This window comes from Arthrobacter sp. NPDC057013 (assembly GCF_042674585.1).
GTDB lineage: Bacteria > Actinomycetota > Actinomycetes > Actinomycetales > Micrococcaceae > Arthrobacter.
Genome location: NZ_JBHUSE010000009.1, coordinates 87,472 through 112,282, shown reverse-complemented (window position 1 = coordinate 112,282; position 24,811 = coordinate 87,472). Strand labels below are relative to the sequence as shown.

At 62.3% G+C, this 24,811-nt stretch carries 23 protein-coding genes; 6 read left to right on the top strand and 17 right to left on the bottom strand.

Annotated elements, in window-relative coordinates; translation table 11 throughout:
- Window positions 1-52: 52 nt before the first annotated feature.
- The 8 genes from ACFTSA_RS13870 to ACFTSA_RS13835 form a co-directional block, all read right to left on the bottom strand.
- Window positions 53-976, bottom strand: a complete 924-nt coding sequence (locus tag ACFTSA_RS13870) for a sugar phosphate isomerase/epimerase family protein (RefSeq protein ID WP_377951990.1) — start codon at window positions 974-976, stop codon at window positions 53-55.
- A 12-nt stretch (window positions 977-988) separates the two neighbouring features.
- Entirely contained in the window at window positions 989-2,092 is a 1,104-nt protein-coding gene (locus tag ACFTSA_RS13865) for a zinc-binding dehydrogenase (protein WP_377922950.1), read from the bottom strand.
- A gap of 48 nt (window positions 2,093-2,140) precedes the next feature.
- Complete coding sequence (locus ACFTSA_RS13860) at window positions 2,141-3,196, bottom strand: maleylacetate reductase (protein WP_377951989.1); 1,056 nt, start codon at window positions 3,194-3,196, stop codon at window positions 2,141-2,143.
- Window positions 3,193-4,140 carry a dioxygenase gene (locus ACFTSA_RS13855; RefSeq protein ID WP_377951987.1) on the bottom strand — a complete coding sequence of 316 codons (948 nt, stop codon included), beginning with the start codon at window positions 4,138-4,140 and terminating at the stop codon, window positions 3,193-3,195. Before ACFTSA_RS13855 ends, ACFTSA_RS13860 begins: the two co-directional genes overlap by 4 nt.
- A gap of 45 nt (window positions 4,141-4,185) precedes the next feature.
- Window positions 4,186-4,920: an SDR family NAD(P)-dependent oxidoreductase gene (locus tag ACFTSA_RS13850; RefSeq protein ID WP_377923018.1), complete on the bottom strand. Its 735-nt coding sequence runs from the start codon at window positions 4,918-4,920 to the stop codon at window positions 4,186-4,188.
- Between the two features lie 35 nt (window positions 4,921-4,955).
- Entirely contained in the window at window positions 4,956-5,999 is a 1,044-nt protein-coding gene (locus tag ACFTSA_RS13845) for an ABC transporter permease (protein WP_377951985.1), read from the bottom strand.
- A gap of 62 nt (window positions 6,000-6,061) precedes the next feature.
- On the bottom strand, window positions 6,062-7,591 hold the full coding sequence (locus ACFTSA_RS13840) for a sugar ABC transporter ATP-binding protein (RefSeq protein WP_377951983.1): 1,530 nt from the start codon (window positions 7,589-7,591) through the stop codon (window positions 6,062-6,064).
- A gap of 57 nt (window positions 7,592-7,648) precedes the next feature.
- On the bottom strand, window positions 7,649-8,707 hold the full coding sequence (locus tag ACFTSA_RS13835) for a sugar ABC transporter substrate-binding protein (protein WP_377951981.1): 1,059 nt from the start codon (window positions 8,705-8,707) through the stop codon (window positions 7,649-7,651).
- 402 nt (window positions 8,708-9,109) lie between these two features.
- Between ACFTSA_RS13835 and ACFTSA_RS13830 the strand changes: the two genes are divergently transcribed.
- Complete coding sequence (locus tag ACFTSA_RS13830) at window positions 9,110-9,865, top strand: helix-turn-helix domain-containing protein (RefSeq protein ID WP_377922888.1); 756 nt, start codon at window positions 9,110-9,112, stop codon at window positions 9,863-9,865.
- A gap of 191 nt (window positions 9,866-10,056) precedes the next feature.
- Here ACFTSA_RS13830 and ACFTSA_RS13825 read toward each other — a convergent pair whose 3' ends face one another.
- From ACFTSA_RS13825 to ACFTSA_RS13795, 7 genes are read right to left on the bottom strand one after another with little or no spacing between them, the layout of a single operon-like run.
- Complete coding sequence (locus ACFTSA_RS13825; RefSeq protein WP_377951979.1) at window positions 10,057-10,494, bottom strand: nuclear transport factor 2 family protein; 438 nt, start codon at window positions 10,492-10,494, stop codon at window positions 10,057-10,059.
- A 31-nt stretch (window positions 10,495-10,525) separates the two neighbouring features.
- A complete protein-coding gene (locus ACFTSA_RS13820) occupies window positions 10,526-11,326 on the bottom strand; it encodes an SDR family NAD(P)-dependent oxidoreductase (RefSeq protein WP_377951978.1) in 801 nt (266 codons plus the stop codon).
- Between the two features lie 38 nt (window positions 11,327-11,364).
- Entirely contained in the window at window positions 11,365-12,165 is an 801-nt protein-coding gene (locus tag ACFTSA_RS13815; RefSeq protein ID WP_377922917.1) for an SDR family NAD(P)-dependent oxidoreductase, read from the bottom strand.
- A gap of 12 nt (window positions 12,166-12,177) precedes the next feature.
- Complete coding sequence (locus ACFTSA_RS13810; protein WP_377951977.1) at window positions 12,178-13,194, bottom strand: sugar ABC transporter substrate-binding protein; 1,017 nt, start codon at window positions 13,192-13,194, stop codon at window positions 12,178-12,180.
- Between the two features lie 9 nt (window positions 13,195-13,203).
- Window positions 13,204-14,196 (bottom strand): ABC transporter permease, encoded by a 993-nt coding sequence (locus tag ACFTSA_RS13805; protein ID WP_377951976.1) that lies wholly within the window; start codon window positions 14,194-14,196, stop codon window positions 13,204-13,206.
- Between the two features lie 4 nt (window positions 14,197-14,200).
- On the bottom strand, window positions 14,201-15,214 hold the full coding sequence (locus ACFTSA_RS13800; protein WP_377951975.1) for an ABC transporter permease: 1,014 nt from the start codon (window positions 15,212-15,214) through the stop codon (window positions 14,201-14,203).
- Complete coding sequence (locus ACFTSA_RS13795; protein WP_377951974.1) at window positions 15,211-16,944, bottom strand: sugar ABC transporter ATP-binding protein; 1,734 nt, start codon at window positions 16,942-16,944, stop codon at window positions 15,211-15,213. Before ACFTSA_RS13795 ends, ACFTSA_RS13800 begins: the two co-directional genes overlap by 4 nt.
- Window positions 16,945-17,123: 179 nt before the next feature.
- Here ACFTSA_RS13795 and ACFTSA_RS13790 point away from each other — a divergent pair, with 179 nt between their 5' ends.
- Genes ACFTSA_RS13790 through ACFTSA_RS13770 form a run of 5 tightly spaced genes read left to right on the top strand, consistent with a single transcriptional unit; the run spans window position 17,124 to window position 21,033 of the window.
- Entirely contained in the window at window positions 17,124-17,537 is a 414-nt protein-coding gene (locus ACFTSA_RS13790) for a nuclear transport factor 2 family protein (RefSeq protein WP_377951971.1), read from the top strand.
- A 15-nt stretch (window positions 17,538-17,552) separates the two neighbouring features.
- Window positions 17,553-18,782 (top strand): thiolase family protein, encoded by a 1,230-nt coding sequence (locus ACFTSA_RS13785; protein WP_377951969.1) that lies wholly within the window; start codon window positions 17,553-17,555, stop codon window positions 18,780-18,782.
- 4 nt (window positions 18,783-18,786) lie between these two features.
- The gene (locus tag ACFTSA_RS13780; RefSeq protein WP_377951968.1) at window positions 18,787-19,494 is read left to right on the top strand and encodes a 3-oxoacid CoA-transferase subunit A; all 708 of its coding nucleotides are present in this window, start codon (window positions 18,787-18,789) and stop codon (window positions 19,492-19,494) included.
- A 1-nt stretch (window position 19,495) separates the two neighbouring features.
- The gene (locus ACFTSA_RS13775; RefSeq protein WP_377951967.1) at window positions 19,496-20,179 is read left to right on the top strand and encodes a 3-oxoacid CoA-transferase subunit B; all 684 of its coding nucleotides are present in this window, start codon (window positions 19,496-19,498) and stop codon (window positions 20,177-20,179) included.
- Window positions 20,180-20,220: 41 nt separating this feature from the next.
- Window positions 20,221-21,033: an IclR family transcriptional regulator C-terminal domain-containing protein gene (locus tag ACFTSA_RS13770; RefSeq protein ID WP_377951966.1), complete on the top strand. Its 813-nt coding sequence runs from the start codon at window positions 20,221-20,223 to the stop codon at window positions 21,031-21,033.
- 143 nt (window positions 21,034-21,176) lie between these two features.
- Here the strand turns inward: ACFTSA_RS13770 and ACFTSA_RS13765 are convergent, their stop codons facing one another.
- Together ACFTSA_RS13765 and ACFTSA_RS13760 are read right to left on the bottom strand one after the other, a co-directional pair.
- On the bottom strand, window positions 21,177-21,737 hold the full coding sequence (locus tag ACFTSA_RS13765) for a recombinase family protein (RefSeq protein WP_377951964.1): 561 nt from the start codon (window positions 21,735-21,737) through the stop codon (window positions 21,177-21,179).
- A 489-nt stretch (window positions 21,738-22,226) separates the two neighbouring features.
- Window positions 22,227-24,734 carry a VWA domain-containing protein gene (locus tag ACFTSA_RS13760; protein WP_377951963.1) on the bottom strand — a complete coding sequence of 836 codons (2,508 nt, stop codon included), beginning with the start codon at window positions 24,732-24,734 and terminating at the stop codon, window positions 22,227-22,229.
- Between the last annotated feature and the right edge of the window lie 77 nt (window positions 24,735-24,811).

The following is a 24,811-nucleotide window of genomic DNA, read 5'->3' as shown; positions in this document are numbered from 1 at the left end:
GGCTGCCTTTCGGCAGCGCGCGGGCCACAGGGCTAACGGGAGCTCAGCGGCTTCAGACCTTTTCGGAGTGTTCCGCGGCGATCAGCTGGGATGCTGCCTCGAGTGTTGCCGCCGCCGTGTCATGGGCGCGGGCAAGGGCTTGGTCCAGCGGCAGCAGGCGGTGTGATTCGGCGAGGATTTCCACGCCCCAGTGTCCCCGCCACCCGGCTTCGTGGATGGCCTTGACGAAGCTGACGGTGTCCAGGTCGCCCTCGCCGGGGTAGAGCCGTTCATTGATGGTGTCTTCCCACAACGAACCCACAACGTCCTTGCGGGCGTCATCGATTTCGACGATGAAGACCTTGTCCATGGGCAGGATGGCGGCCAGGTCTTCGTAGCGGGTTCCACCGCGGCTGGTGTGCCAGGTGTCAACGGTGAGCCCGCCATGCGGGTTGTTGACCTCATTGATGAACTTTGCGCCGATTTCGATCGTCTTGAGGTTGTTCATTGGCATCGGTTCGAGTGCGACCCGGGTGCCAACTTCGCCGGCCTCCGTAGCGAGCCGGTCGAATTCCTGATGGAAGGCAGTCACATCGACAGGCGCCGGTTCTCCTTCGAGGGCCAGTTCGGCCCCGATCTTGATGGTCTTGACGCCGAGGATCTCGGCGGCGTTGAACAGGATCTTCCGCCAGCGGTCGGATTCTTCGCGTTCGGGGCCGGTCTTCCACCAGTCTGCGAGGAATTCCATCTCAACGTGGATGATGCCGTTGTCGTCCAGCAGCTGGCGGAGGCCCTTGAGTCCGATGCTTCGTTCAATCTCGGGAAGATCGGCGTGGATGAACCCCAGGCCTTTCCAGCCGGCCTTGGCAGCGGCCTCAACCCGGGTCCGCACGTCGATCGGGCTTGTTTCGTCTCCGCGCAGCGGTGCTGCGTTTCCTGCCCAGGTCCAGCAGGAGGCCAGCAGGTCCCGGTTTTGAATGATGTTCGTGTCGTTCACGTTCGTCCTTTGTTAGTTGGCTTGGTGGGTCGGGGAGCTTGGCACGCCGTCCAGAGGAGTGTCGTCCGGGGCGAGCATGACTTTCGTTTCGTGGCTGGAATCCTGTGCCCGTTGCAGGGCTTCGTCTCCGCGGGAGAACGGCACGACGGTAGAGACGATCTTCGCCAGGTTGAGCCGTGTGTTGGCTACGTAGCGGATTGCTGCGGGCCACACTGCCACCGGCGCCCCGGTGGAGCTGGTGATTGTCAGGTTCCGTTCCTGGACCAGGCCCAGCCGCGCGGGCGCGAACTTGGGAGTGGAGACACCCATCAGCAGGATCCGTCCGTTATGGTCCGCGCTTTCCAGCGCGGCCGCCTGCGCCGCCGAGTTGCCGGAGGCTTCAATGACCACGTCGGCGAAGGGCCGGCCGATCGCCTCTGCTGCGGCTGCGGTGGTGTCCCGATACTCCAGGGGGTTCACGGCAGCCGCGGCCCCCAGTTTCATCGCGGTGTCACGCCGGAGCGGGCTGGGATCGAAGACAACGACTTCCGCCCCTGCGGTGACTGCCTGGAGGACTGCGTTCAGGCCGATGGCTCCGAGCCCGTGCACATGGACGGTGTCGGCGGCGCTGATGCCGCCAATCTTGGTAAGGCCGTTCAACACGCAGGCGAAGGGCTCGATAACAGCGGCCGTGAGCATGTCCACGTCGGCGGGAATGTGGAAACACATGTCAGCCGGGACTGTAAATAGTCCTGCGGCTGCACCGTCGTGGGTGACTCCGAACCAGTCATTTCCGCCCAGATGCCCGTGGCCGAGGACCCGGTCTCCGGGGTGGAACCCTTCAACCTCTGCGCCTGCTTCCACTACGAAGCCTGACCATTCGTGGCCGAGTACGTGAGGGTAGTTGATCTTGAAGGATTCCGGCATGCTGCCGTGCAGGATTTCAATATCGGTGCCGCAAACCCCTACGTAGGCGGGACGGATCAGCAGCTCAGTGGGCTTGGGCGCGGCGACAGGCGCCGTGCCTGGCTCGACAGTGATGGTGCCGTCGGCGTCTTTGCGGACCAGGACGGCGGGGACGGTGTCACGCAGGGGTGCTGCGGATACCGCCCGCACGTCATTGACGGTCTCAGACATGATGTGTTCCTTCTGTGGGTTCAGGCAACGAGGAGTAATTTCGTTGGTTTAGACGTCGCTGCCGTGCAGAGCCGCCGTGACGAGTTCCCGGATGCCTTCGGGGGTCACTTCCCTCGGGTTGGCGTAGGGATTCTTGGTCGCGATTTCAACGATCTTGTCGACGTCGGACGCTTTCAGGCCCAGTTCAGCCAGGGACGACGGTGCGCCAAGAGCGACGCTCAGCTTCTTGAAGTGGGCGGCGGGGTTATCCGAACCGGTCGCTCGCTGCAGGGCGGCGATGGCTTGAGGCGCGTGCTGGGCGTTGTAACCAAGCGCGTAGGGCAGGACAACGGTATGCGTTTCGGCGTGCGGAAGGTTGAAGGTTCCGCCGAGGGTGTGGCAGAGCTTGTGATGCAGGGACATGGTAGTCGCGCCTAGGGTTGCTCCGCAGAGCCAGGCGCCGTAAAGGGCGTCAGAGCGTGCTTCGATGCTGGCGGGGTCTTCGGCGATCTTCGGCATCGCTTCAAGGAGGGCCCGCGTGCCTTCCTCGGCCATCAGGGAGATGATCGGCGACCCGTCGGGTGCGTACAAGGCCTCCACAGCGTGGGCGATGGCGTTGAAACCGCTGGTGACGGACATGGCCACCGGGAGGGTGACGGTGAGTTCCGGGTCGTAGATGACACTGGTGGGCAGGACTTTGGGGTCACGCCCGGTCTTCTTTTCACCCTCCGCGGTCAGCCCCCACACAGGCGTCATCTCAGAACCGGCGTAGGTGGTGGGAACGGCGATAATGGGCTGGCCGAACTCAAGAGCGATGGCTTTGCCCAATCCCGTCGTCGAACCGCCGCCGACAGCGACGTACCCGTCGGCCTGGGCGGCTGCGGCTACTTCACGCGCCTTGTGGGCAGATTCGATGGGCACGTGCATTTCAGCTTCTGCATGCACGCCGGCGCTGAGTTCGCCCAACTGGGCGGAAACCTTTTCGGCGAGGTCTGCCTGGAACGGGGTGGCCAGGACCAGGACGCGCTTGAGGCCAAGTTTGACGACCTCATCGTTGAGGGAGGCAAGGGAGCCCGCTCCGAATCGGACGCGCATCGGCAGTGCCTGGTACTGAAAATCCTTCATCTGGTGTTCTCCTGTGCTTCGATAATTCGTGCAGTGGACGGGGACATCACGGCGGTGTTGATGATGTCGGGGTCGACGAGGTCGGGGTGGATCACGATGTCGATAACTGCCTCCATGAACGGGGAGGTGAGCCCGTAGCGGGCTGCGTCCGCTTCCGAGGTGTTGGGGACGAATTCGGCGATCAGGCTCTGCTTCACGGCGAAGACGGCGTCCGAGTCGATGTAGTCACTCCCGCCCACGAAAATGTGGGTTGTCAGTTCCCGGAACCCCGGGGCGCTGACGATGAAGTGGATGTGTGCCGGCCTGTTCGGGTGTCGGTTCGTGGCGTGCAGCAGGTCCCCGACCGGTCCGTCCGTAGGGATCGGGTAGTAGCTCGGGATGACGCTGCGGAAGTAGAACTCTCCGGCTTCGTTGGACGTGAACAGGCCGCGGCCGTTGCCGATGCTTTGGATACCTGGTTGCTGGACGTCGTAGAAGCCCTTGGTATTGGCCTGCCAAATGTCGATGGAAGCATTCGGGACGGGCTCACCGGTGACGGACAGGATGCGGCCCCTCACCAGGCAGATGTCCCCTTCGCTCTCCGGCGAGGCGTTCTCGCCCAGCTCCCGTTTCGGTGATTCGACCATGTGGAAAGGTCCCAGGACAGTTGAGTCGGTCGCGTCCGGGGTTTCGGCGTCGTTGATCGTTTCCACCATCATGGATACGCCCAACACGTCGGACAGAAGGATGAACTCCTGACGGACGGAGTCGCACTTCTGGCCCGTGGCGGTGAGGAAATCGATGGCCGCTTCCCATTCTTCGATCGTCGGTTCAATGTCCCGGACGAAGTTGTGAAGGTGGGTGGTGAGGCTGGTCAGGATGGTCCGCAGCCGGTCGTCGGGGGTGTTGCGGAAGCTGTCGATCACCGCGGCAGTGAGTGTCGCGGGGCCGAGGTCGGTGCTCATGGTGTTGTCCTTCCTTGGAAACTGGAGCGTGAAGCTGATGCCGGCTCAGATGCTGGTGAATCCGCCGTCGACAACCAGTTGGGCGCCGGTGATGTATGAGGCCCGGTCGGAGGCGAGGTAGACGATGGCATCTGAGACTTCGCTGGCCTGCCCTGCCCTGTGCATGGGGGTCTTGGCGATGAGGTCATCGGAGATGGCCTGATCCTGGTTTTCCGTCAGCGGCGTCGTGATAAGCCCGGGGTGAACGGAGTTCACCCTGATCCCCTGCGCTGCCCAGGTGGCGGAGGCGTTTTTCGTCATCACGGTCACCGCCCCCTTGGAGGCCTGATAGGCAGCGACGCCGGCAGCGCCGACGAGCCCCCAGATCGAGGAGACGTTCACGATGGCGCCGGACTCCTGGGCCAGCATGGCCGGTGCGACCGAGCGCATGCCCAGGAAGACCCCGGTCTGGTTGATCGAGATGATCCGGTGCCAGTCCTGGATGTCGATGTCCGTGATGGAGTCGTAGGACCCGACCAGCCCTGCGTTGTTGACCAGCACGTCGATCCGCCCGTGCGCCTGGAGCACGTCTTCCGTGAGCGCCTTCCACCCGTCTTCTTCGGCAACGTCGAGGCGTCGCCACTGGATGGCTCCGTCTGCTTTCTCACCGGTGGGGACTATTATGTCGGCTCCGTAGACGACTGCCCCCTCCGCGGCCAGCGCCGTGGCGGTGGCGTAGCCGATGCCGCTGGCCGCGCCGGTGACGATGGCGACTTTGCCGTCAAAGGATGGTGAACTCACTGGATGCTCCTCGTTTAAGCGGTGGGCGGGAATGGTCAGACGACGCGGCGGGTACTCCGGGAACCGGCAAAGTAGTTGAAGATCAGTGCGCTGAGGATGATCAGGCCGTAGATGGCCTTGATCCAGAAGGAGGGCACCTGGGACAGGACCAGGATGTTCTGGATGATGCCCAGCAGCAGCACGCCGCTCAGCGCGCCGATCATGGATCCCTTGCCGCCGTTGAGGCTGATGCCACCGATGACTGCCGCAGCGAACACGGTGAAGATGAGGCCATCGCCCTGGTTGGCGGTCACCGATGCGATGCGGCCGGTGAGCATGAGGCCGGCGAATGCGGCGATGACCGAACCGGCAACGAACACTCCGATGGTCAGGCGCAGCGTCTTGATGCCTGCTGCGGCTGCGGCCGCGTTGTTGCCGCCCATGGCGTAGAGCTTACGGCCGACCGGGTGGCTGCGCATGAAGATGGCAGCAGCAACCAGGAAGATCACGAAGAGCCAGATCTGGATGGAAATCCCGAACCACTTGGTGTTGCCGAGGGCCAGGAACTCCGCGGGCAGGCCGGAGAGGGTCTTGCCGCCGGACAGGCCCATGGTCAGGCCCCGGAGAAGGGTGAGCATGGCGAGGGTGACCATGAAGGCATTGAGCTTCAGTTTCCCGACAAGGAACCCGTTGGTGAAGCCGATGACAATGCTGAGGACAAACATGACGGCGATGGCGGCCCAGGGCGACCATCCAAAACCGGAGCCGCCGACAGCGGCGGGCAGGACCAGCCAGACGGCCAGCATCGGGGCCAGGCCGACGACGGATTCGAGGGAGAGATCGAAGTACCCGGAGATCAGGATGATGCTTTCAGCGATCACGACGATCCCAAGCACGGCAGAGGTGACGAGAACGTTGTTCAGGAGGTTGTTCGCGGTCAGGAACTGCGGGGAAAGGAAGGCCCCGACCACCATCGCCAGGATAATGGCGGGCAACAGCGCGAGCTCACGGGCCCATCCGGACGTGCGGACTTGACCGATGAGATTGAGGGGCCGGCGGCTGGTCGGCGTACCCGCAACGGTCGGGGTATGCGTGGACATGGGAGGTTCTCCTTGGTTTTTTGGCTCTGTGGGGGTTGGCTGCAGGGACGGGGCGGGTGTTTTCATGCCGCTTCCTCCGCTCCCTGGATGGCGCCTACGAGTTCCCACTCTTCGTAGCCGGCGTTGAGTTCGGCGTGGATTTCGCCCTTGTACATGACGATCACCCGGTCGCAGATTTCCAGGTCGGTGTCGTCGGTGGAGACGATCAGTAGGGACCTTCCGCTGTCCCGCAGTGCCCGGAGTGATTCGTAGATGGACTCCTTGGCTGTGACGTCCACACCAGCCGTGGGGTGGACGAGAACGAGCGTGTCCGGGTTCGAGGCCAGGGCCCGTGCGAGGACGACCTTTTGCTGGTTGCCGCCCGAGAGTTCTTCGACGGCCTGGGTGGGTCCGTCACACTTGATGGCCCAGGCACCCGAAAGTTCGGTGAAGCGGTTGCGGCGACGGCCGGCGTTGATGAGTCCCCCGCCGCCGCGGAGACGGTCAACGATGGTCAGGGTGGCGTTCTCCTCGACCGACATCTCCGGGACGTAGCCGTCGACGTGGCGGTCTTCGGGAACGAAACCCACACCGGCGTTGATGGTCTTGATGACGTTTCCCTGGCCGAGGGTGTGGCCGTTGTGTTCGACGGTTCCCTTGTCCAGTGCGATTTGGCCGGCGATGGCCTGTGCGAGCTGGACGTGGCCGGCCCCGTCGAGGCCTGTGAGCCCAACGCATTCCCCTTCACGGACTGTCAGGCTGGCTCCCAGAACACGGGAGCCGACAGCGGCGCCGGTAACGGTGAGCCGGGTCTCGCCCAGCTCGCCGTGGCGGCGGTGTTCGGTGGCAGTCTCTTTCTTTGCCGCGGCAGCTTCTTCCTCGCTCACCCCGGCCATGACGTTGACAATGCGGTTGACCGTAAGGTCCGCTGTCTGGGCTGTCATGACGTCGCGCCCGTCTCGCAGGATGGTGACGGAGTCGCAGACCTTGAAGATTTCCTCCAGGTGGTGGGACACGTAGATGACGGTGACTCCGCGCTGGCGGAGGCTGTCGATCTGGGCGAAGAGTTCATGGGATGCCCCTTCATCCAGTCCGGCGGTCGGTTCATCCAGAAGGAGGATCCGCGGTCCCCGGGACAGCGCCCGGCAAACTTCGACGATCTTCTTTTCAAGCGGCTCCAGGTCAGCGACGGTCTTGTCGGCGATACGCTCGTAGCCCCAGTCCTTGAGCTGGTCGGTGGCTGTCCTGCGGATGGCGGGCCAGTCCACACTTCCCCAGCGTTTGCGCGGGTAGGCGCCGAGGCTGATGTTTTCCGCCACCGTCAGTTCGGGTACGAGCGTGCTCTTCTGGTACACACAGGCGATGGCATCGGATCCGGGGCCTTCGGTGATTTCACCGTTAGCGCCTTGGATGCGGATGGTACCGGCATCCGGAGTTACCAGGCCGGTCAGCATGGCAATCAAGGTGGATTTTCCGGCCCCGTTCCGGCCGAGTAGGGCCCGGGATTCGCCTGAACGGACGATGAGGTTGGCATCCGTCAGCGCCTTCGTCGAGCCGAACGACTTCTGCAGTCCGCGGATCTCGATGGCGTTCTGCGTATTGGCTGTGACCACGATGTCACCCTTTCTAAATTTCAGTCTTCATCCTGGCCCTGCTCGGCCGGGAGCGGGCTATTTCTTGTTGCCCCACAGGTTCTGGTCATCAACGTTCGCCTTGGTGATGACCGGGGAGGGAAGCATGTCTGCCAGGTTGCCCTTGTATTCGACAATCTGGCTGCCATGGTCGGACGGGCCGACCTTGTATTCCTTGCCAGCGATGGCATCCTTGAGGTACTGGACCCCGTACTTGCCATAGAGGTCCACCGGCTGGGATACGACAGCGTCAACGTGGCCGGACCGGACGGCGTCCAGCGAGCCCTTCGAACCGTCAATCGTGACCAGCGGAACGTGGCCGGGCTGTCCGACGGGAGCCCACTTGTTCTGGCCTTCCATCACGGTCTGCACGCCCGAGAGCATTACCGAGTCGCTGGCGAGGAAGACCGCGTCAATCTTGGAGGTGCTCAGAACCGTCTGGGCGTTCTCAACAGCCTTCGCGGATTCCCAGTTGGTGTCCTTCTTGATGATCTGCATGTTGGGGAACTTGTCTTTCATGCAGTCGCTGAAGCCTTTGTCCCGGTCGAAGCCGGACGTGGTCGACAGCGCGCCGTGCAGTTCCAGCACAGTGCCCTTGCCACCGGTGAGCTTGCCGATCTGCTCACAGACGCTGGTGCCCATGGCTACATTGTCCGCCCTGATGTTCATGTAGATCTTGCCGCCGTTTGCTGCGGTGTCCACGGTCACGACCGGGATGTTCGCATTGTTGGCGGCCTGAATGGCCGGGACGATCGCATCACTGTCCCGGGGGATGGTCACAAGCCCCTTAACCCCTTGGGAAATCAGGGTGTTGATGTCGGTCACCTGCTTGGCGGGATCACCTTCGGCATTTGACGCCGGGAGCATGTTCAGGCCGCTCGAGTTCGCCTCGGTGACAACCGAGTCGACCAGGCCGGCCGTGAACGGGTTATCAAGGACACCGGCTGAGAAGCCAACGGTGGGCTTGGCGTCGCCGCTTCCCGATGAGGCACCACCGCAAGCGGATAGCGCTAACATGGCCCCACCCAGCACGGCGGCACCAACGTGGCGGCGGCCCAGTTTGAATGCGGAGGCGCCTTTGCGATCCTGCATCATCATTTTGCTCCTAGTCAGAAGGTAGATATACACAGTGGAACTCTTTTCGCTTCAGTGCGGTCCGTTCTCGGCTTCGAGTCCGGCGCTGCCAGAAGCTTTGGCGAACGAGGGCCGGTGGGGAGATTCTCCATCGCGGCCAGCCGTCGCTGCTATCACTCTTCAAATGTAAAGTGACACACCGCACAGTGTCAAGTAATACAGCACATGAAGCTTTACAGTGAACCGTCAGGCCACAGCACACGCCCTCTGCGACAGACAAATCCATAGGGAGTGGGCACAGAGCGCCCGAAGGGCTAAACTGGTGTGAGTGCACACTGTACATCGACCGGCCGGCACATGGCCTGTGTGGTGACAGACATATCAGCGGTCAGCCTGTGCCGGGTTGGACCACCGGAAGGGCCCAGAATGAGTATTCAAGACACGGTACCGGTTACCGAAGAGGGTCGTGCCCAGCTTGGCAGTCAGCTCCGGGCCGCCAGGACGAAGTCGAAGATCTCCCTCAGGGAACTTGCCCGCAGGGTCGGGATTTCCGCGAGCTTTATGTCACAGGTCGAGCTGGGTCGTGCCGTGCCGTCCATCGGGACCTTGTACACCATCGTTTCCGAGCTGGGGCTGTCGCTGGACTCACTGATGAGCGGTGAGCATCCGGGGCCCGTCCCTCAGTCCAATGACACTGCCGTCGGTGCGTTAGCCACCCCGCTGTCCGGTATCTCCGCGTTCATTCCTCCTGCAGGCACCTCGCTCCCGGGAATCCAGCGTGCCGGTGACCGTCCCGAGATCAACATGGGAGGCGTCCGTTGGGAGCGGCTCACGGAACGGGCCGACCCGCTAGTGGAGTTTTTGCGCGTGACGTACACGCCGGGCAGCGAGTCCTGCCCCGCCGGTGAACTGATGCGCCACCCCGGATGGGAGTACATCCACATTCTGTCCGGCCAGCTGAACGTCCAGGTGTCTTTCGACAGCGATGTTCTCGGTCCGGGGGACAGCATGAACTTTGATTCCACGGTGCCGCACCGTCTCAGCAACACCTCCCCGGAAGACTGTATTGCCGTCTGGGCCGTGGTGGGCCGCCAGGGTTTCGCTCATCCCTTGGACCTGGCCGGGGCTGGACACACATCGAACGCTGATAATTCCCCGGCTATCGGCCACTCTCACTCCTGATTCCTTCCCACTCGCGCCAGCCATCCATCCGTGGCGAGGGAACGCCGACGTATAGGTGGGTGTCAGGCGGCGATTGCGGTGGGATTCGCGCTTTTGGCTGGGGCTGTCCGCCGGTTCCCTGCAGGCAGGGGCCACTACGTGCAAAGGGTGCCGGCGACGTCTGTCGCCGGCACCCTTTTGGCAGCGGTTGGCTAGGCAGCTGAGCCGGCGGGGGCAGCTTTGCTTTGCTGTCCGAGGGCCGCCGGTCCGGGCTTTGGAGTTGGCTGGTAGGCCAGCAGCTTCCACGAGGACCCTGAGCGGACCCACACGGCCAGGGCGGTGTTGTCCAGCGAAGTCTGCGTTCCCCTGATAGTCAGGTCGGCATGCATTTCGCCCATCACGAGGGCCACGTCACCGATGATCTTGACCTGTTCCACCGGATGATCGATGCGGTGATAGACGTACACACCCTGCCGGCACTTTTCCATGTAGCTGCCCAGGTCATCGCGGTCCCCGTTTGAGTGCGCATAGACAAGGTCCTTGTGGCAGAGGTCCGCGAAGGCTTCGAAGTCTGCCCTGAGGACCGCTTCGTAGCGGCTGTCCTCGAGCGACAGGATGTCCTGTTCATCTGACGAATGCTGTGCAGGCACGTGAAATTCCTCCCTATCAGGGTGCTGAAAACTAGATGAGTCCGCGGATGCTGCCGCCGTCCACGCCCCAGACGGAGCCGGTGACGAAGCTGGTTACGGGGCTGCAGAGCAGTGCGATGATGCGTGCTACTTCCTCCGGAGTGCCCAGCCGTTCCAGCGGCAATTGACGGAGCTTCATTTCGTGCTCGACCGCTGCCTGAGGATCCATGCCGTGAACAGTGGCTAGCGTGTCCGCAAATCCGCCCGGCTTGGTCCAGAAGGGGGTCCAGATGGGCCCAGGTGCCACAGCGTTGACCCGGATCTTCGGGCCCTCCGCCCTTGCAATGGACTTCGTAAGGGCCAGTACGGCTGCCTTGCTGGCCGCATAATCGACAGGCTGCGCTTCGGGTTGGCGGGCCAGATCGGAGGCGTTGTTAACAATGCACGGAGCGGCTGCTTCGCGAAGGGCCGGCAGTGCCGCACGGATGGTACGGACATAGCTCATAAAGTTCAGCTCGATGGTGCGTGACCAGTCCTCATCGGTGAGTTCGTCGAAGGTTCGGACTGCTCCGGAACCGACGTTGTTGATGAGGAGATCAAGGCCCCCGAGCTGGTCGATGATTGCAGTCACGGCTTCGGTGGTGGCTGTGGCCTGGGTGAAATCGACGACGGAGGGCACGATGCGGCCCGGGTTGTCGGCCGCCAGTTCTTCCAGCTCGGACAGTGCAGACTTGTCGATGTCCAGAGCTGCTACGGTGGCGCCCTCTGCGGTCAGCAGCAGGGCGGTAGCCCGGCCAATGCCCGTTGCAGCGCCAGTGATAATGGCCTTCTTACCGGTCAGTTCCAGTTCCATGAGGTATGCCTTTCAGTGGTGCGGTGTTCGTGGCTGCTTCAGTTCCCCGAAGCAGACGATCCTTCGGAGCCTGTCCGAAAATCAAATCCTGTGGTGAGTCCCCCATCGGCCACGAGAGTGGTGCCGAAGACTGCGGACGATTCCTTGGAGAGCAGGAACAGCGCCGCGTTTGCGACTTCATCAGCTCCCGTGATCCGTCCGAGTGGCTGGCGTGCCTGGCGGGTGGCGAGGAACTTCTCCGGGTCGGCGGCCGAGGCCAGGTGCCGTTCGAACAGGCCTGCCCTCATGGGTCCCGGTGCCAGGAGGTTGAACTGAATGCCGGTGCGGGCGTAGTCCAGGGCAATGGTGCGCACTGCGCCGGTGAGGGCGGCCTTCGATGAGGCGTAGGAGCCAAGCTGTTGCTCGGCGAAGTGCGCGTCCACGCTCGTGACGACGACGACAGCGGCGTGATCGGCTGCCTTCAGGTGGGGCATCAACGTCTTCAGAGCAATGACGTTGCCGAGTACGTTAACTTCCCACGTCCGTTTCCAGGACTCCAGGGTCTCTTCCTCCAGCGTGCCCACGCCAAGGATCGCGGCCGCGGCGATCAGGCCCAGGGAGCCATTGGACTCCACAGTCGCCGTTTTGGCGGCTTCCTGCCAGGTGGCCTCCTCGGCGACGTTGCCCACGATGTGGCGGTAGTTCGGGAAGGCCTGCAGCACTTCTGGTTTGTCGCCGAGGTCGACGCCGTAGACGTGGCTGCCCGCTTCCAGTAGCGCCTTCGCGCACTCCAGGCCCAGTCCGCTCGATGTGCCCGTCACGATGACGTGGTCGGGAAGCGTGAGTGTCCAGTTGGTCATGAAATTCCTCCGTTACTTGCCAACTGCTGCGGCGCAGTCGGCGAGGTTGGCCTTGGTGATCGTCTTCGGGGTCAGGTAGTTGTTCTTTTCGACGCCCTTGCCCTCCAGCACGTCGATGACGGCCTTGGCGGCGAACTCGCCGTCCTCGATGGGGCTCTGCAGCACGGAGGCGTACTGGTCGCCCTTTTGGATGGCTGTGTAACCCTCGATGGAGCAGTTGGACCCAACCATGGCCAGGCCAGAAGATTTCAGTCCTGCCCTGTCTGCGGCAACAATGGCACCGGCCAGCATGTTATCTGCCTGGGCGTAGATGCCGCGAAGGTTCTTGTTACCGAACTGGGTGATCAGGCTGGCAGCCGCGGAGGTGGCCTGGGTCTGGTCCCAGTTTCCGGGCTGTGAACCGGAAACAGTGATACCGGGAGCGTCCTTCGCCAACTCGTCCTTGAAACCCTTGGTGCGGTTGATGGCCGGTGGCGTGCCGGGTACGCCTTCCACGATGGCGACCGACCCGGAGTCGCCGAACCCCTTGGCTTTGAAGCCGGCGATCATGGCTTTGGCTGCCTCTCGTCCATTGGCGTAGTCGTCGGGGCCGGTGAAGGTGGTCCAGAGGCTCTCGTCGTCGGTCTGGGGGTGTGAGTTGGTCACGACGACCGGAATCTTGGACTGCTTAAGGCGCTGCAGGGACGGCGTGATGGCAGTGGCGTCCGCAGGCCACAGTACGACGGCGTCGGGGCGGGTGCTGATGGCTTGGGTGACTTGCTGTGCCTGTTCGGCGGCGTTGAAGTCGTTGACGACGACGGTGACCTGGATCCCGGCGGCTTCCGCGACCTTCTTGAATTCCTCGGTGTGCTTGGCGCAATAGTCACAGCTCTGGGCGACGGTCAGGAGGGTGACTTTCTTGCCTTTGGCGTCCCCTCCCCCGCCACCTGCGCTTGGTGCGGCTGCTGGTGTGGAACCGCAGGCTGACAGGAACAGCGCCGAAGTGAGGGAAAGTGCGACAGCCAGTCTCTTCATTGAGGTGGTTTTCATGGTGATCCTTCAGTGGTTGGTTGCTACGCGGGGGTGGGGAGTGGACATGCTGGTCTCGACCGCTTTGTTGACGATGCGGTTCAGGGGCCGGTCGATGACGACGATGAGGAGGAGGATTCCGCCGTTGATGAGCTGGATGACGGCAGTTGAGGTTCCTTGCAGGCTGAGTCCGTTGCCGACAACGGACAGCAGCATGGCGCCGGCAGCAACCCCGGGTATGGAGCCTTTGCCGCCGGTGAGGGCGACGCCGCCGATGATCGCTGCGGTGACAGCCTGCAGAAGGCTGGCTTCGTCTGAGCCAGGGGCACCGGAGGCCAGGGTGATGCCCTGAAGTGCCCCTGCCACGCCGGCAAACAGGCCGGAGATAACGAAGGCCAGGATCAGAACGCGTGTGACCGGCAGTCCGGAGGCCGATGAGCGCTGGCGGTCGCTGCCGACGGCACGGATTTTCATGCCTGACCAGGTTTTGGCCATCAGCCAGGCGGCGGCGACGACGAGAACGATGTGGATCAGGGCGCGTGGAGAAACGATGTCGCCCAAGGCCTGGTCCAGCCACAGGCCGGGTTCAAAGTCGGCCAGGGTGACGATCTTTCCGCCGGCAACGGCAAAGCCAATGCCGATGGTGAGAACGAGGGTTCCTACGGTGACGGCGAGGGACGGGACCGAGAAGTGGGCGGTCAGCCAACCGTTGAGGACGCCGACTGCCACGGCGACTGCAACGGCAGCTGCCACGCCGAGAGGTACCCCTGCGCTGTCGCCCACTTTGACGGCGATCAGGCCGGCCAGCGGGATCGTCCCGGCGATGGAGAGGTCGAATTCGCCGGCGATCATGACCAGGGCAAGGCCGGTGGCGACCAGGGCCAGGATGGCGAAGGACTGCAGGAGGGAGTAGAAGTTTCCGGCGTTGAGGAATGCCGGGTTGGTCACTGCGAAGGCAATGAAGGCGAGGACTGCCAGCGACCACGCCAGCAAGGTCCGGAAGTGCCAATAGAGTCTAACCACGGGATCAGCGCTTTCTTCCTGATTGACGGTTTGATGCGATGCCTGTTGCCACGACGGCGAGCAGGACGAGGACGCCCTTGAAGATGAGCTGAACTTCGTAGCTCAATCCCAGCAGGACCAGTGCGTTGCCGAGCAAACCGACGAGGATGGCTCCGATTGCGGCGCCGACCGGGTTCCCGGTCCCGCCTTTGACGCTGACGCCGCCAACGACAACGGCTGTGATGGCGTCAAAGCCGAACGTGCCACCGAGCTGGAGGTTTCCCTGCCCTGATTCGGAGGACAGCAAGCCGCCGGCCAGACCGGCCAGGGCGCCGGACACGATGAAGGCGAACAGCACCACGGGCCAGGCACGGGTCCCTGACACCAGGGCTGCCTTTTCGTTCAGGCCGACGAGCGTTACACGCCGGCCCAGGACGGTGTAGCGGTGAGTCCACCAGGCGAGGACGGTGAGGACGAAGAAGGCGAGCACCTGGAGGGGAAGGACACCGAATATGGTCAGGCCAAAGACGCTGGCATCGCCTGTTCCCTGGACGTTGCGTCCACCGGTCACGATCTGCGCGAAGCCGATAAGGATCGCTGCAGCCGCGATGGTGGTGACGATGGGGTCGGTGCCAAGGCGTCCTACGAAGAATCCTTGAACCGCGCCGGCAAATGCGCCGAAGAGGACCGCGGCCGCCATCGCTGTCCAAGGTCCTGTATGGAGCAGGGAAGCGAACACAATGGTTGACACCGCGACCATGGCGCTGACAGAGAGAGCGAAAAGCCTGCCGACGATGGTGATGATGCTCAGACCGACGGCGGCGATGCCGACCAGGGCGACCGAGAGGAACAGTGCCCGCAGGTTGGTGACCGTGGCGAACCCGTTCACGAAGATGCACGCCAGGACAAACAGCAGGACCGTAGTTGCTGCAATGATTGCGGAGCTGTCCGTGCCGATGCGTTTGATGGACTCGGCTACGGGTTTGGGTGGAGCGGCCGGTTTCTGCACAGTGGACCGTGCCGCGATCTTGGTGTTCATGCTTTGGCTCCGTGGAGGATTTCGGTGAGGATCTGGGAGTCGGTGACATCGGTTGTCCGATTGCTGCTCACCGGGCTGCCGCGGAACATCGTGATAACACGGTCGGCCAGCTCACGAAGTTCGACAATGTCACTCGAGTACACGATGACGATGACGTTGTTCGCGGACAGCTGCCGAAGGGCCCGGTAGATCTCGGCACGGGCACCCACATCCACACCCCGGGTCGGTTCGTTCAAAACCAGGACGTCGGGCTGGGTGGCCAAGGCCCTGCCGATGGCGATTTTCTGTTGGTTACCGCCGCTCAGGGAGCCGACCGGAACCCGGATGCGGGCTGGATCGAAGGCCACCTGAGTTGCGATCGAACGGGCCAGGTCTGTTTCGAGTTCGGCCCTGAGGGTGCCTAACTTGCTCACTGCTGCCAGCGCACCGGAGCTCACGTTCTGGGCGACGCTGCCGCTGAGGAAGACGCCCTCACGGACACGGTCCGCTGAAACGTAGGCGACGCCGTATTTCTGGGACTTGGGACGGGTCAGGGCCGACAGGGAGACATCGTTTAGCTGGATCTCGCCGTCGGTGACAGGGACGAGCCCCACCAGGGCGCGGACGAAGTCGTCAGCACCGGAGCCTATCTGGCCGAAGAGTGCGGTGACTTCTCCGGCCTGGGCGGTAAAGGAGACATCCGAGAAACGGTGCCCGGACGATAGTCCGCGGATGGTCATTTTCCGGCGGTTTTCCGGGGCAAAGTTCTCCTTGACCTGGATTGCCTCTCCAGAAACGTGCTCTTCGCCCAGCATATGCGTAACGACCGAGTCCATCGTGAAATCGCTGGTAGGGCCGCTAGCCACGACGCGTCCGGAGCGCATAATGGTGATCCGGTCGGACAGCTTGAACACTTCACCCATCCGGTGGGTGATGTACACGATCGAATGTCCGGCCGCTACGAGTGACCGCACAACTTTATGGACACGGGCGATTTCCACGTCGGACAAGGTGGCGGTCGGTTCATCCAGGATCAAGGTCCGGGCCTCTGCGACGAGTCCCCGGGCGATCTCCAGCAACTGGCGTTTGGCCAGAGGCAGCGCCTCCACTGGCATGTCGAGATCCAGGTCCCCAAGGCCGGCCGAAGCCAAAGCGGACTCCATCCGTTCCTGGAGTTTCTCCCTCTTGACCAGCAGGCCCGAAGACCTTCGCATGCTCAGGGCCATGTTGTCCCTGACCGACAGCTCGGGAATTACCGACAGCTCCTGGAAGACCATTGCAACATCCGCGGTCTTGGAATCACCCGAGAACTTCACCTCGCCAGCGTCTGCGCTGATGACGCCGGCAATCACTTTGACCAAGGTACTCTTTCCGGCACCATTTTCTCCCAGCAGGGCATGCACTTCGCCCGCCCGGAAGTCCATCGAGACATCGTTGAGCGCCTTCGCCCCGCCGAAGCTCTTACTGATCCTGCTCACTGAAAGCAGAACCTCGGTATCAAGGACCACGTTGACCTCACTCCGTTGATTGACTGGGTCCGACGTTAAGTGAGCCAACACACAGCTGTCAAGTATTTCAATACAAAGGCCGATCAAAGTGTAAACCTCGATAGCTGGCCGCCGCAGTGGAAAAGAGCGCGAAACGCGCCGCGTAACGCCTGAAATCCGCAAATCGTAGAGAATCCAGCCTTCACCCCGCGAATCTTTTCGTGCAGTCTGGAGCCAGTCCGGAGCGGACTGGTTGTAAACCATCAATTGACGCGACTCGCTGTGTCAACTACTTTGGATAAACAAGCTGGGGCTAAGACTCAGCAGTTCACTCTGGCTTTTGCATCTGCAGCCGCCGTAACCGTCGTGAAGATGCGACGGAACGCATGAGCGGCCGGACTTGCGGCCTGGATAGCCCACACTTTGAGCAAGGAGAACGGTCAGTGGATAACGCCACCGCAGCCGATAAGACCGAAATCGAAATTTTGGAAGCCAAGCGCTACAAAGCCGTAGTGGACGGTGACTACGACGCCTTCGAAAGCCTCTGCCACCAGCGGCTGATCTACACCCACTCGCTGGGTGACCGCGATACGTTGAGCAGCTACCTGGAAAAGCTTCGTAAAGGCTATTACAGGTACCACCGCATCGAGCACCCCATCGAAGACATCGTATTGATTGGGGACACTGCCCTCGTCCTGGGTCAAATGAACGCCGACCTGACTGTCAACGGAACCGACAAGACCCTGGCAAACAGTGCGTTGTCGGTGTGGGTTAGGGAAGCCGAGACGTGGAAGTTCCTCGCGTACCAGCCCACCCCTCGCAAGCCTGCGGTTGCCCAAGCGCCTAGCAACCCCTAGAACAGAGGAAACTTCATGAACCAGGCTTTTGTTTACGATGCCGTACGCACGCCGTTCGGGAAGTTCGGCTCCGGACTTGCCGGGGTCCGTCCGGATGACCTTGCCGCGCATGTCATTAAGGAATCCGTGAAGCGTGCACCTTCGCTTGATCCTGAGCGGATCGACGAGGTGGTGTTCGGCAACGCGAACGGCGCCGGCGAGGAGAACCGCAACATCGCCCGGATGGGCACGCTGCTGGCCGGGCTGCCGGTCTCGATCCCGGGCACCACGGTGAACCGGCTCTGTGGCTCGTCGCTGGACGCGGCGATCATCGCCTCCCGCCAGATCAACGCCGGGGATGCGGATGTGGTTTTGGTGGGCGGTGCGGAGTCGATGTCGCGGGCGCCGTGGGTGCTGCCGAAGACGGAGAAGCCGTATCCGGCCGGGGACATGACGCTGGCGTCGACCACGCTGGGCTGGCGCCTGGTGAACAAGGCCATGCCGAAGGAGTGGACCATCTCCCTGGGTGAGGCCACCGAGCGGTTGCGGGAGAAGTACGGGGTGACGCGGGCGCAGCAGGACGAGTTCGCCGCTGCCTCGCACAACCTCTCGGCCGCCGCGTGGGACGAGGGGTTCTACGACAACCTGGTGGCCCCGGTCCCGGGCACGGACCTGGTCCGCGACGAAGGGATCCGCCCGGGGTCCTCGGCTGAGAAGCTGGCCGGTTTGAAGACCGTGTTCCGTGCCGAGGCCGACGATGCTGCCTCCGGTGCGACGAAGGGCGGCACGGTCACCGCCGGCAACGCCTCGCCGCTGTCCGATGGTGCGTCGGCGGCGTGGATTGGGTCCGAGAACGCCGCCTCGATTCTGGGGCTGGAGCCGCTGGCGCGCATCGCCGGGCGGGGCGCGCACGGCAACGACCCGCAGTTCTTTGGTTTCGCGCCGGTGGAGGCGGCGAACAAGGCCCTCGCGAAGGCGGGCATCGGCTGGGACCAGGTGGGCGCTGTCGAACTTAACGAAGCGTTCGCCGCGCAGTCCCTGGCGTGCATCAACGCGTGGGGCGTCGACCCGTCCATCGTGAACCGGCACGGCGGGGCGATCGCGATGGGTCACCCCCTCGGCGCCTCCGGCACCCGGATCCTGGGTACCCTGGCCCGGTCCCTGCAGGCCTCCGGCCAGCGCTGGGGTGTCGCGGCGATCTGCATCGGCGTCGGCCAGGGCCTGGCCGTCGTCCTCGAAAATGTAACTCCCGGAGTGAAGGGTTAGTCCGATGCTGAATTTCATTGACACGGTCGGCGAGGCCGTCGCGGCCGTCAAGGACGGCTCCACCGTGATGATCGGCGGGTTCGGCAACGCCGGGCAGCCGTTCGAACTGATCGACGCGCTGCTGGAGTCCGGCGCCACGGACCTGACCGTGGTGAACAACAACGCCGGCCAGGGCGACCAGGGCCTGGCGCTGCTGATCAAGGAAGGCCGGGTCCGCAAGATGATCTGTTCCTTCCCGCGGCAGTCCGACTCCTGGCACTTCGACGCCAAATACAAGGCCGGGCAGATCGAACTCGAACTCGTGCCGCAGGGCAACCTGGCCGAACGGATCCGCGCCGCGGGTGCCGGCATCGGCGGATTCTTCACCCCCACCGGCTACGGCACCATGCTCGCCGAGGGCAAGGAAACCCGCATCATCGACGGCCGCGGCCAGGTGTTCGAAACCCCGATCCACGCCGACGTCGCCCTGATCAAGGCGCTGAAGGCCGACGGCGTCGGGAACCTCATCTACCGCAAGACCGCCAGGAACTTCGGCCCGATCATGGCAGCCGCCGCGAAACACACGATCGTGCAGGTCTCCGAGATCGTGCCCACCGGTTCCCTGAACCCGGAAAGCATCGTGACCCCCGGCATTTACGTCAACAGCATCGTCCGTATTGCTTCCAGCGGTGCGTCAGCCGCCGGCAGCGATTTGAAAGAACAGGTGGCCTGAGATGAGCCTTGTAGAAACGTCCATCCAGACGTCAGAAACACCGCTGGGCCGTGACGACCTCGCCCGGCTCGTGGCCCGCGACATCAAGCCGGGATCGTTCGTGAACCTGGGCATCGGCCAGCCCACCCTGGTCTCGAACTACCTCAAACCCGAGCAGAACATCACGCTGCACACCGAGAACGGCATGCTCGGCATGGGCCCGGTGGCCACCGGCGACCAGATCGATGAGGACCTCATCAACGCCGGCAAGATCCCCGTCACCGAACTGCCCGGCGCCTCCTACTTCCACCACGCCGACTCGTTCGCGATCATGCGCGGCGGGCACCTGGACATCTGCGTCCTCGGCGCGTTCCAGGTCTCCGCGACCGGCGACCTCGCCAACTGGCACACCGGCGCACCCGACGCCATCCCCGCCGTCGGCGGTGCGATGGACCTCGCCACCGGCGCCAAGGACGTGTTCGTCATGATGACCCTCCTGACCAGGGAAGGTGCGTCGAAGATCGTCGAAGCCTGCACCTACCCGCTCACCGGCGTCGGCTGCGTCACCCGCGTGTACACCGACAAAGCCGTCTTCCTCACCGGCCCCGACGGCGTCCGCGTCCGCGAAACCTTCGGCTGCACCCTCGAAGAACTCCAGGCCCTGGTGCCCGTTCCCCTCACAGCAGCCCCCGCTGACCGGGCTTAGTTACAGACAGCGCGGCATACAATCTCACGGATTCTGACCCAATGACCGACACACTCCATCGAGTTGGCCATTCGTCCCCGCGGGCAAGCGACCAATACGTTCAGTCACTTGCCCGCGGCCTGGACGTGATCCGGGCATTTGATGCAGAGCACACCCTGATGACCCTCACGGAGGTCGCAACCCGCGCTGAGCTCACCCGTGCCTCCGCACGCCGCTTCCTGCATACCCTTGTGGAGCTCGGCTACGTCCGCACCGACCGCAAGACCTTCGCGCTCACCGCACAGGTCCTGCAACTCGGCTACGCATACCTTTCCGGCCTCGTCCTCCCTCAGCTTGCCCAGCCGCACCTTGAAGAGCTGTCCCTAAAGCTGGGCGAATCCACGTCGGCGGCCGTGCTCGACGGGACGGACGTCGCCTACATCGCTCGGGTGAGGACACCCCGGATCATGACCTTCGGCATTACCTTGGGGACCAGATTCCCCGCCTACGCCACGTGCATCGGCCGGATCCTCCTCGCCGGCCTCCCACCAGCTGAGCTTAAGGCATACCTGGTCGCAGCCGAGATCAAACCGCTGACACCCCACTCACTGGGAACAGTCAAAGAGCTACTAGCCGAGCTCGAAACCATACGCGAACAAGGCTGGTGCGTGGTCGATCAGGAGCTCGAACTCGGCCTGATGTCCGTTGCGGCCCCGGTGCACAACGGACCCAACATGGTGGCGGCGATAAACGTTTCTCTGCAGACACCGTCCATCGCTGCCATGCCGGACTCGGAGGCCTACCTCGCCACCGTAGTTCAAGAGACAGTGGCTACCGCCAAACTCATCTCCGCGGATCTCTTGGCACGGAGATAATCAAAGCTGACACTTTCACCAAGTCCGCTTGAGTTGCTCGGGGTTCTGGTTCTGGCAAGGGCGTCGCGCGGGCCAGTCTTCTGCAGCCTGAAATGGTCGCAGCGACGGACGCCTCGCTGTGGATGACTCACCACGTCAGACTCTCAGGACCGAGCGGGAATCCAGCGGTAGAGAGTGGGCACGGAGACCCCCAAGTCTCTGGCAACGTCCTTAGGGGCCATTCCTTCACGCAGCAGGTTCTTTGCGGAACGGATCTTGGACTCCGTCATGACCCTTTTACGACCACCCACCCGGCCCTGTTCCCTGGCGGCAAGCAAGCCGGCCTGAGTTCGCTCGACCAGGAGATCCCGCTCCATCTGAGAGAGGCTGGCCATGACATTGAAGAAAAAACGACCAGAGGCTGTCGTTGTGTCAATTGCGTCCGTCAGGCTGATGAATCCAACCTGCCGCTCGCTGAGCCTACCGGCGAATTCCAATAGGTCCTTCGCGCTTCGGCCCAGCCGGTCAAGCTTCCACACAACGAGTGTGTCGCCCTCACGCAGAACATCGAGTGCCCGATCTAGACCTGGTCGATGCGATTTCGTTCCGCTAATCACGTCGTCGAAAATCCTGTGACATCCGGCCGCATTGAGTGCATCAAGTTGGAGGGACATATTTTGGTCACGTGTGGAGACCCTTGCATATCCGATGCGATGCCTTGTCATGAATCAAAAACTTCCGTTCTCGAAACCCATCCCTTGGGACTGGTTGAAGTCTATCGTTTTGAGAATGGTTTATAAGAATGACGGACCAGCAAGTTCAATGGAACGCCATTCTCAATTTGCACGTTCTTGAAATCCTTCGTTTTTGAGCATGCCGAAAACGAGTCGCCCTTCCCTTCTCTTGCTTCAGGAAACGCGACCCCGCGGAAAATTTGGGGGAACCGCAAGGCAACTCCCACGGTAAGAGTGTTTTAGAAGGATGCATGGCTGCCGATCCACGGCCAATCGAACGTCTGGTCACTCAGCACCGTCATCATGAGCGTCGTGGCCGATCCTTCCGTCTGTCTCGTGTCTCCTTAAGGGTTTATGAGACATTGCGGTGAGACAGACTTTGTGAGACAGGATTGGCAGTGGCAAATTACGCAGTTACAGCCGAGACGGACCTTCCCTTATAACTAGAGTTCATGAGACTCCCCTGCTCGCCCATGCCACCTATTGGGCTCCCAGTGCCCTCCTCCTGGCGATTCGCCGTCCGAGCCAGACTAGAGTTGCCACAACACCGAGAGTGAGGAACCCAATCGGCCCCCATAGGATCCAGAACGCCCATGGTGACTCGACCGTTATCTCCACGGAGGCGTGCCGTCCTTCCGTTGTCATGATGAGAACGCGGTAGAGACCTGGTTGAACGGAATCAGGGACCGGCAACCCAAAGTTGCCGCCCACCGGACCCACAGACGCAAGCGGAGGATCTTGAGAGTACGGGTCCCTACTCTGCGGCGCGACGAGCCAGGCTACAACCTGCTCTCCCTCTCTGAGGCCGTCGATCGCGATCGTTCGTTCCGCTCCTTGGGCTGCCGTTGCGGGAGAGAGATGAACAGCCGGCAGCGCATCAGCGGCGGCAGTAAATCGCGGGGCCGCGGACTCCCGGGGCAGGACGTGTACCGGTTGGGATGCGACTGAGCTGCGCCCTTGTTCCCCCGTCACGCGTACAGCGACTTTGATGTCGCCTTCCTTGTCGAAGACCCCGGTTGCACTTGGAGTGTTGCTCGGCGTCTCGAACACGCCATCACCGTTCAGGTCGAATTCATACTTTAGTTTGCCCTTTTCTACTCTGCTTCCTGCTGCAGAAATTATGCTCTTAGACCCGACCACGGCTGTCGGCAATGTAGCAACGGCTGCTTCCGGCGCGGCTGCTGCATCGTCCATCGCCGCGATAATCTTGTCACCGACTGTGGCCGCGTTCTTGGTTTCCAGTATTTGTCCACCGCTCTCCTCTGCAAGCTGCTCCAGCCCGGAGGCAAAATCATCTGCACCGGAGAGGCCGTACAGAGACACCGGATCCCCTATGACGGGGTCGGATGGGGCTACGGCAGGGGTAGCCGTCTCTGTCGGTGACGGGGACACCTCGGAAGGCTCCGAAGAACTGGACTCCGATGGAGACGGTCCGAAAGTGGACGATCCATATGACCGAGATGCTGTGGATTCAGGCGAGGCCGAGGGAAACGTTTCCGAAGGGCCAGCCGAATCTGTTTCGGATGGGACCGGTTCGGGTTCCGACAAGCTGTAGGTGTCTGAGGGCGTAGGCTCAGGCGAGGGCGCCGGTGACGCTGAAGCACATGGTTGTGAAGATTCCTCCGCTGCTCTCGTGTTGGGGGAAGGGACACTCGACACCAATGAGACACCCGCCAAAAGACGCGTCACCTGCTCCCCGGTGTAGCACGTATCCGATTCCGGATCATGAGGGGGTGCGTCACCGATCACGACTATGGATCGGGCTGCCACCGGGTTCCAGTCCGCACTTAAGGCGGTGACAATAGCACTGTAGACATCTTCAGGGTCGTCGCCTCCGCCAGTGGGCTCCAGCGACTCAAGCCCCTTCTTCAACCCCTGGATGTCACCGGTGAGCGGAACGACTACTCTCGCACCGAATGAATCGACCGAGTGGTCCTTGTACTCGACAAGTCCGACCCGGGCATGCTGAGCTGCCGAGAGGCTCTTCCTGGCGATTGCCTCAGCCGAGGCTACGGCGGCCTTGAGGTAAGGACCCATTGATCCAGTGGTGTCGATGGCAATCATCGTGTCCAGTCCTACCCGCGAGCTAGGCGGCACGGCCGGTTCAGTAGTGGGCGGCACATAGTACTTATGAGCCATCTGCGCCAACTTCTTGCCGTATGTTGCCGCTTCGTCAGTATCGAGAAGGTAGTTGACGTGCTGTTTTGGGTCGAGGAGTCGGTTCGCGTGTTCCAACTGGAAGTCACAGATGGGGTCGTCCTTGTGGCAGAGCGCGATTTTATCTTCAACGGAATTGTTGTCGTAACTGTCGAAGACGGACTTCAGTCCTGGATATTTGAACCTGATGACTCCCTCCCCTTTAGCCCCGGTACCTTCGTTTCCGGCGGCGAATCGGCTCTGCTCTGGATCTCCTAGGTTGAGCACGCCGACAACATCTGGGTAGCCAGCAAGGGCACGGGCCGCCATAGCACCTTGGGAATATCCAATGACGATGAACTTTGGTAAGGGGCACCCATTGCCCTTCGCTTCGGCCCTCAGCGTGTCGGTCAGCTTGACCGCCGTATCCACTCCATCCAATGAGGAATCCAGGACTTTGAACCCGATTTCAGTCCATGCAGCGACGGCACCGTACCCGAGGACGTTTTCGTTTGTGGGCCCGACTCCGTAGATGGGAAAGCTGTCAGGCTTAAAACCGTCGGAATAGTTCGACTTGATGTCCTTGATGTATGACGTGATCAGTCGCGAAAGTGTGCCGCCTTCCCAGCCATTGGTCACGACGCCATCGCCGTAGTTATGAGAGTCGCCTGCGGGGTCCTTCACAGCATCATTTAGGTTGCCCTCACCGCTGCCGCGAAATGCCAGTATGTGGACGGGGTGGCAAACGACCCCGGGAACGGGTGCCGCTATTGCCGCGGTTGGCGCGAGCAGCCCAAAAGCCGTCGCCGCTACGACCAGAGCGGCGCAGATCGCCCCGCGAAATCTTTTCATTAGCCCTCTCATTCTTAATGCGCCGATGCGCCCAATTTGTTTTCTCAAGCGTTTTTACAGGAGTCGGGGCTGTTGCT

Excerpts from the sequence above, each read along its gene's own strand:
- ACFTSA_RS13855 (WP_377951987.1), bottom strand. The coding sequence starts at position 4,140 with ATGAGCACCGACCTCGGCCCCGCGACACTCACTGCCGCGGTGATCGAC.
- ACFTSA_RS13810 (WP_377951977.1), bottom strand. The coding sequence starts at position 13,194 with ATGAAAACCACCTCAATGAAGAGACTGGCTGTCGCACTTTCCCTCACT.
- ACFTSA_RS13795 (WP_377951974.1), bottom strand. The coding sequence starts at position 16,944 with ATGGTTTACAACCAGTCCGCTCCGGACTGGCTCCAGACTGCACGAAAA.
- ACFTSA_RS13780 (WP_377951968.1), top strand. The coding sequence starts at position 18,787 with ATGCTGAATTTCATTGACACGGTCGGCGAGGCCGTCGCGGCCGTCAAG.
- ACFTSA_RS13820 (WP_377951978.1), bottom strand. The coding sequence starts at position 11,326 with ATGGAACTGGAACTGACCGGTAAGAAGGCCATTATCACTGGCGCTGCA.
- ACFTSA_RS13860 (WP_377951989.1), bottom strand. The coding sequence starts at position 3,196 with ATGAAGGATTTTCAGTACCAGGCACTGCCGATGCGCGTCCGATTCGGA.
- ACFTSA_RS13775 (WP_377951967.1), top strand. The coding sequence starts at position 19,496 with ATGAGCCTTGTAGAAACGTCCATCCAGACGTCAGAAACACCGCTGGGC.
- ACFTSA_RS13800 (WP_377951975.1), bottom strand. The coding sequence starts at position 15,214 with ATGAACACCAAGATCGCGGCACGGTCCACTGTGCAGAAACCGGCCGCT.
- ACFTSA_RS13815 (WP_377922917.1), bottom strand. The coding sequence starts at position 12,165 with ATGACCAACTGGACACTCACGCTTCCCGACCACGTCATCGTGACGGGC.
- ACFTSA_RS13865 (WP_377922950.1), bottom strand. The coding sequence starts at position 2,092 with ATGTCTGAGACCGTCAATGACGTGCGGGCGGTATCCGCAGCACCCCTG.
- ACFTSA_RS13765 (WP_377951964.1), bottom strand. The coding sequence starts at position 21,737 with ATGACAAGGCATCGCATCGGATATGCAAGGGTCTCCACACGTGACCAA.
- ACFTSA_RS13845 (WP_377951985.1), bottom strand. The coding sequence starts at position 5,999 with ATGTCCACGCATACCCCGACCGTTGCGGGTACGCCGACCAGCCGCCGG.
- ACFTSA_RS13830 (WP_377922888.1), top strand. The coding sequence starts at position 9,110 with ATGAGTATTCAAGACACGGTACCGGTTACCGAAGAGGGTCGTGCCCAG.
- ACFTSA_RS13770 (WP_377951966.1), top strand. The coding sequence starts at position 20,221 with ATGACCGACACACTCCATCGAGTTGGCCATTCGTCCCCGCGGGCAAGC.
- ACFTSA_RS13835 (WP_377951981.1), bottom strand. The coding sequence starts at position 8,707 with ATGATGATGCAGGATCGCAAAGGCGCCTCCGCATTCAAACTGGGCCGC.
- ACFTSA_RS13785 (WP_377951969.1), top strand. The coding sequence starts at position 17,553 with ATGAACCAGGCTTTTGTTTACGATGCCGTACGCACGCCGTTCGGGAAG.
- ACFTSA_RS13760 (WP_377951963.1), bottom strand. The coding sequence starts at position 24,734 with ATGAAAAGATTTCGCGGGGCGATCTGCGCCGCTCTGGTCGTAGCGGCG.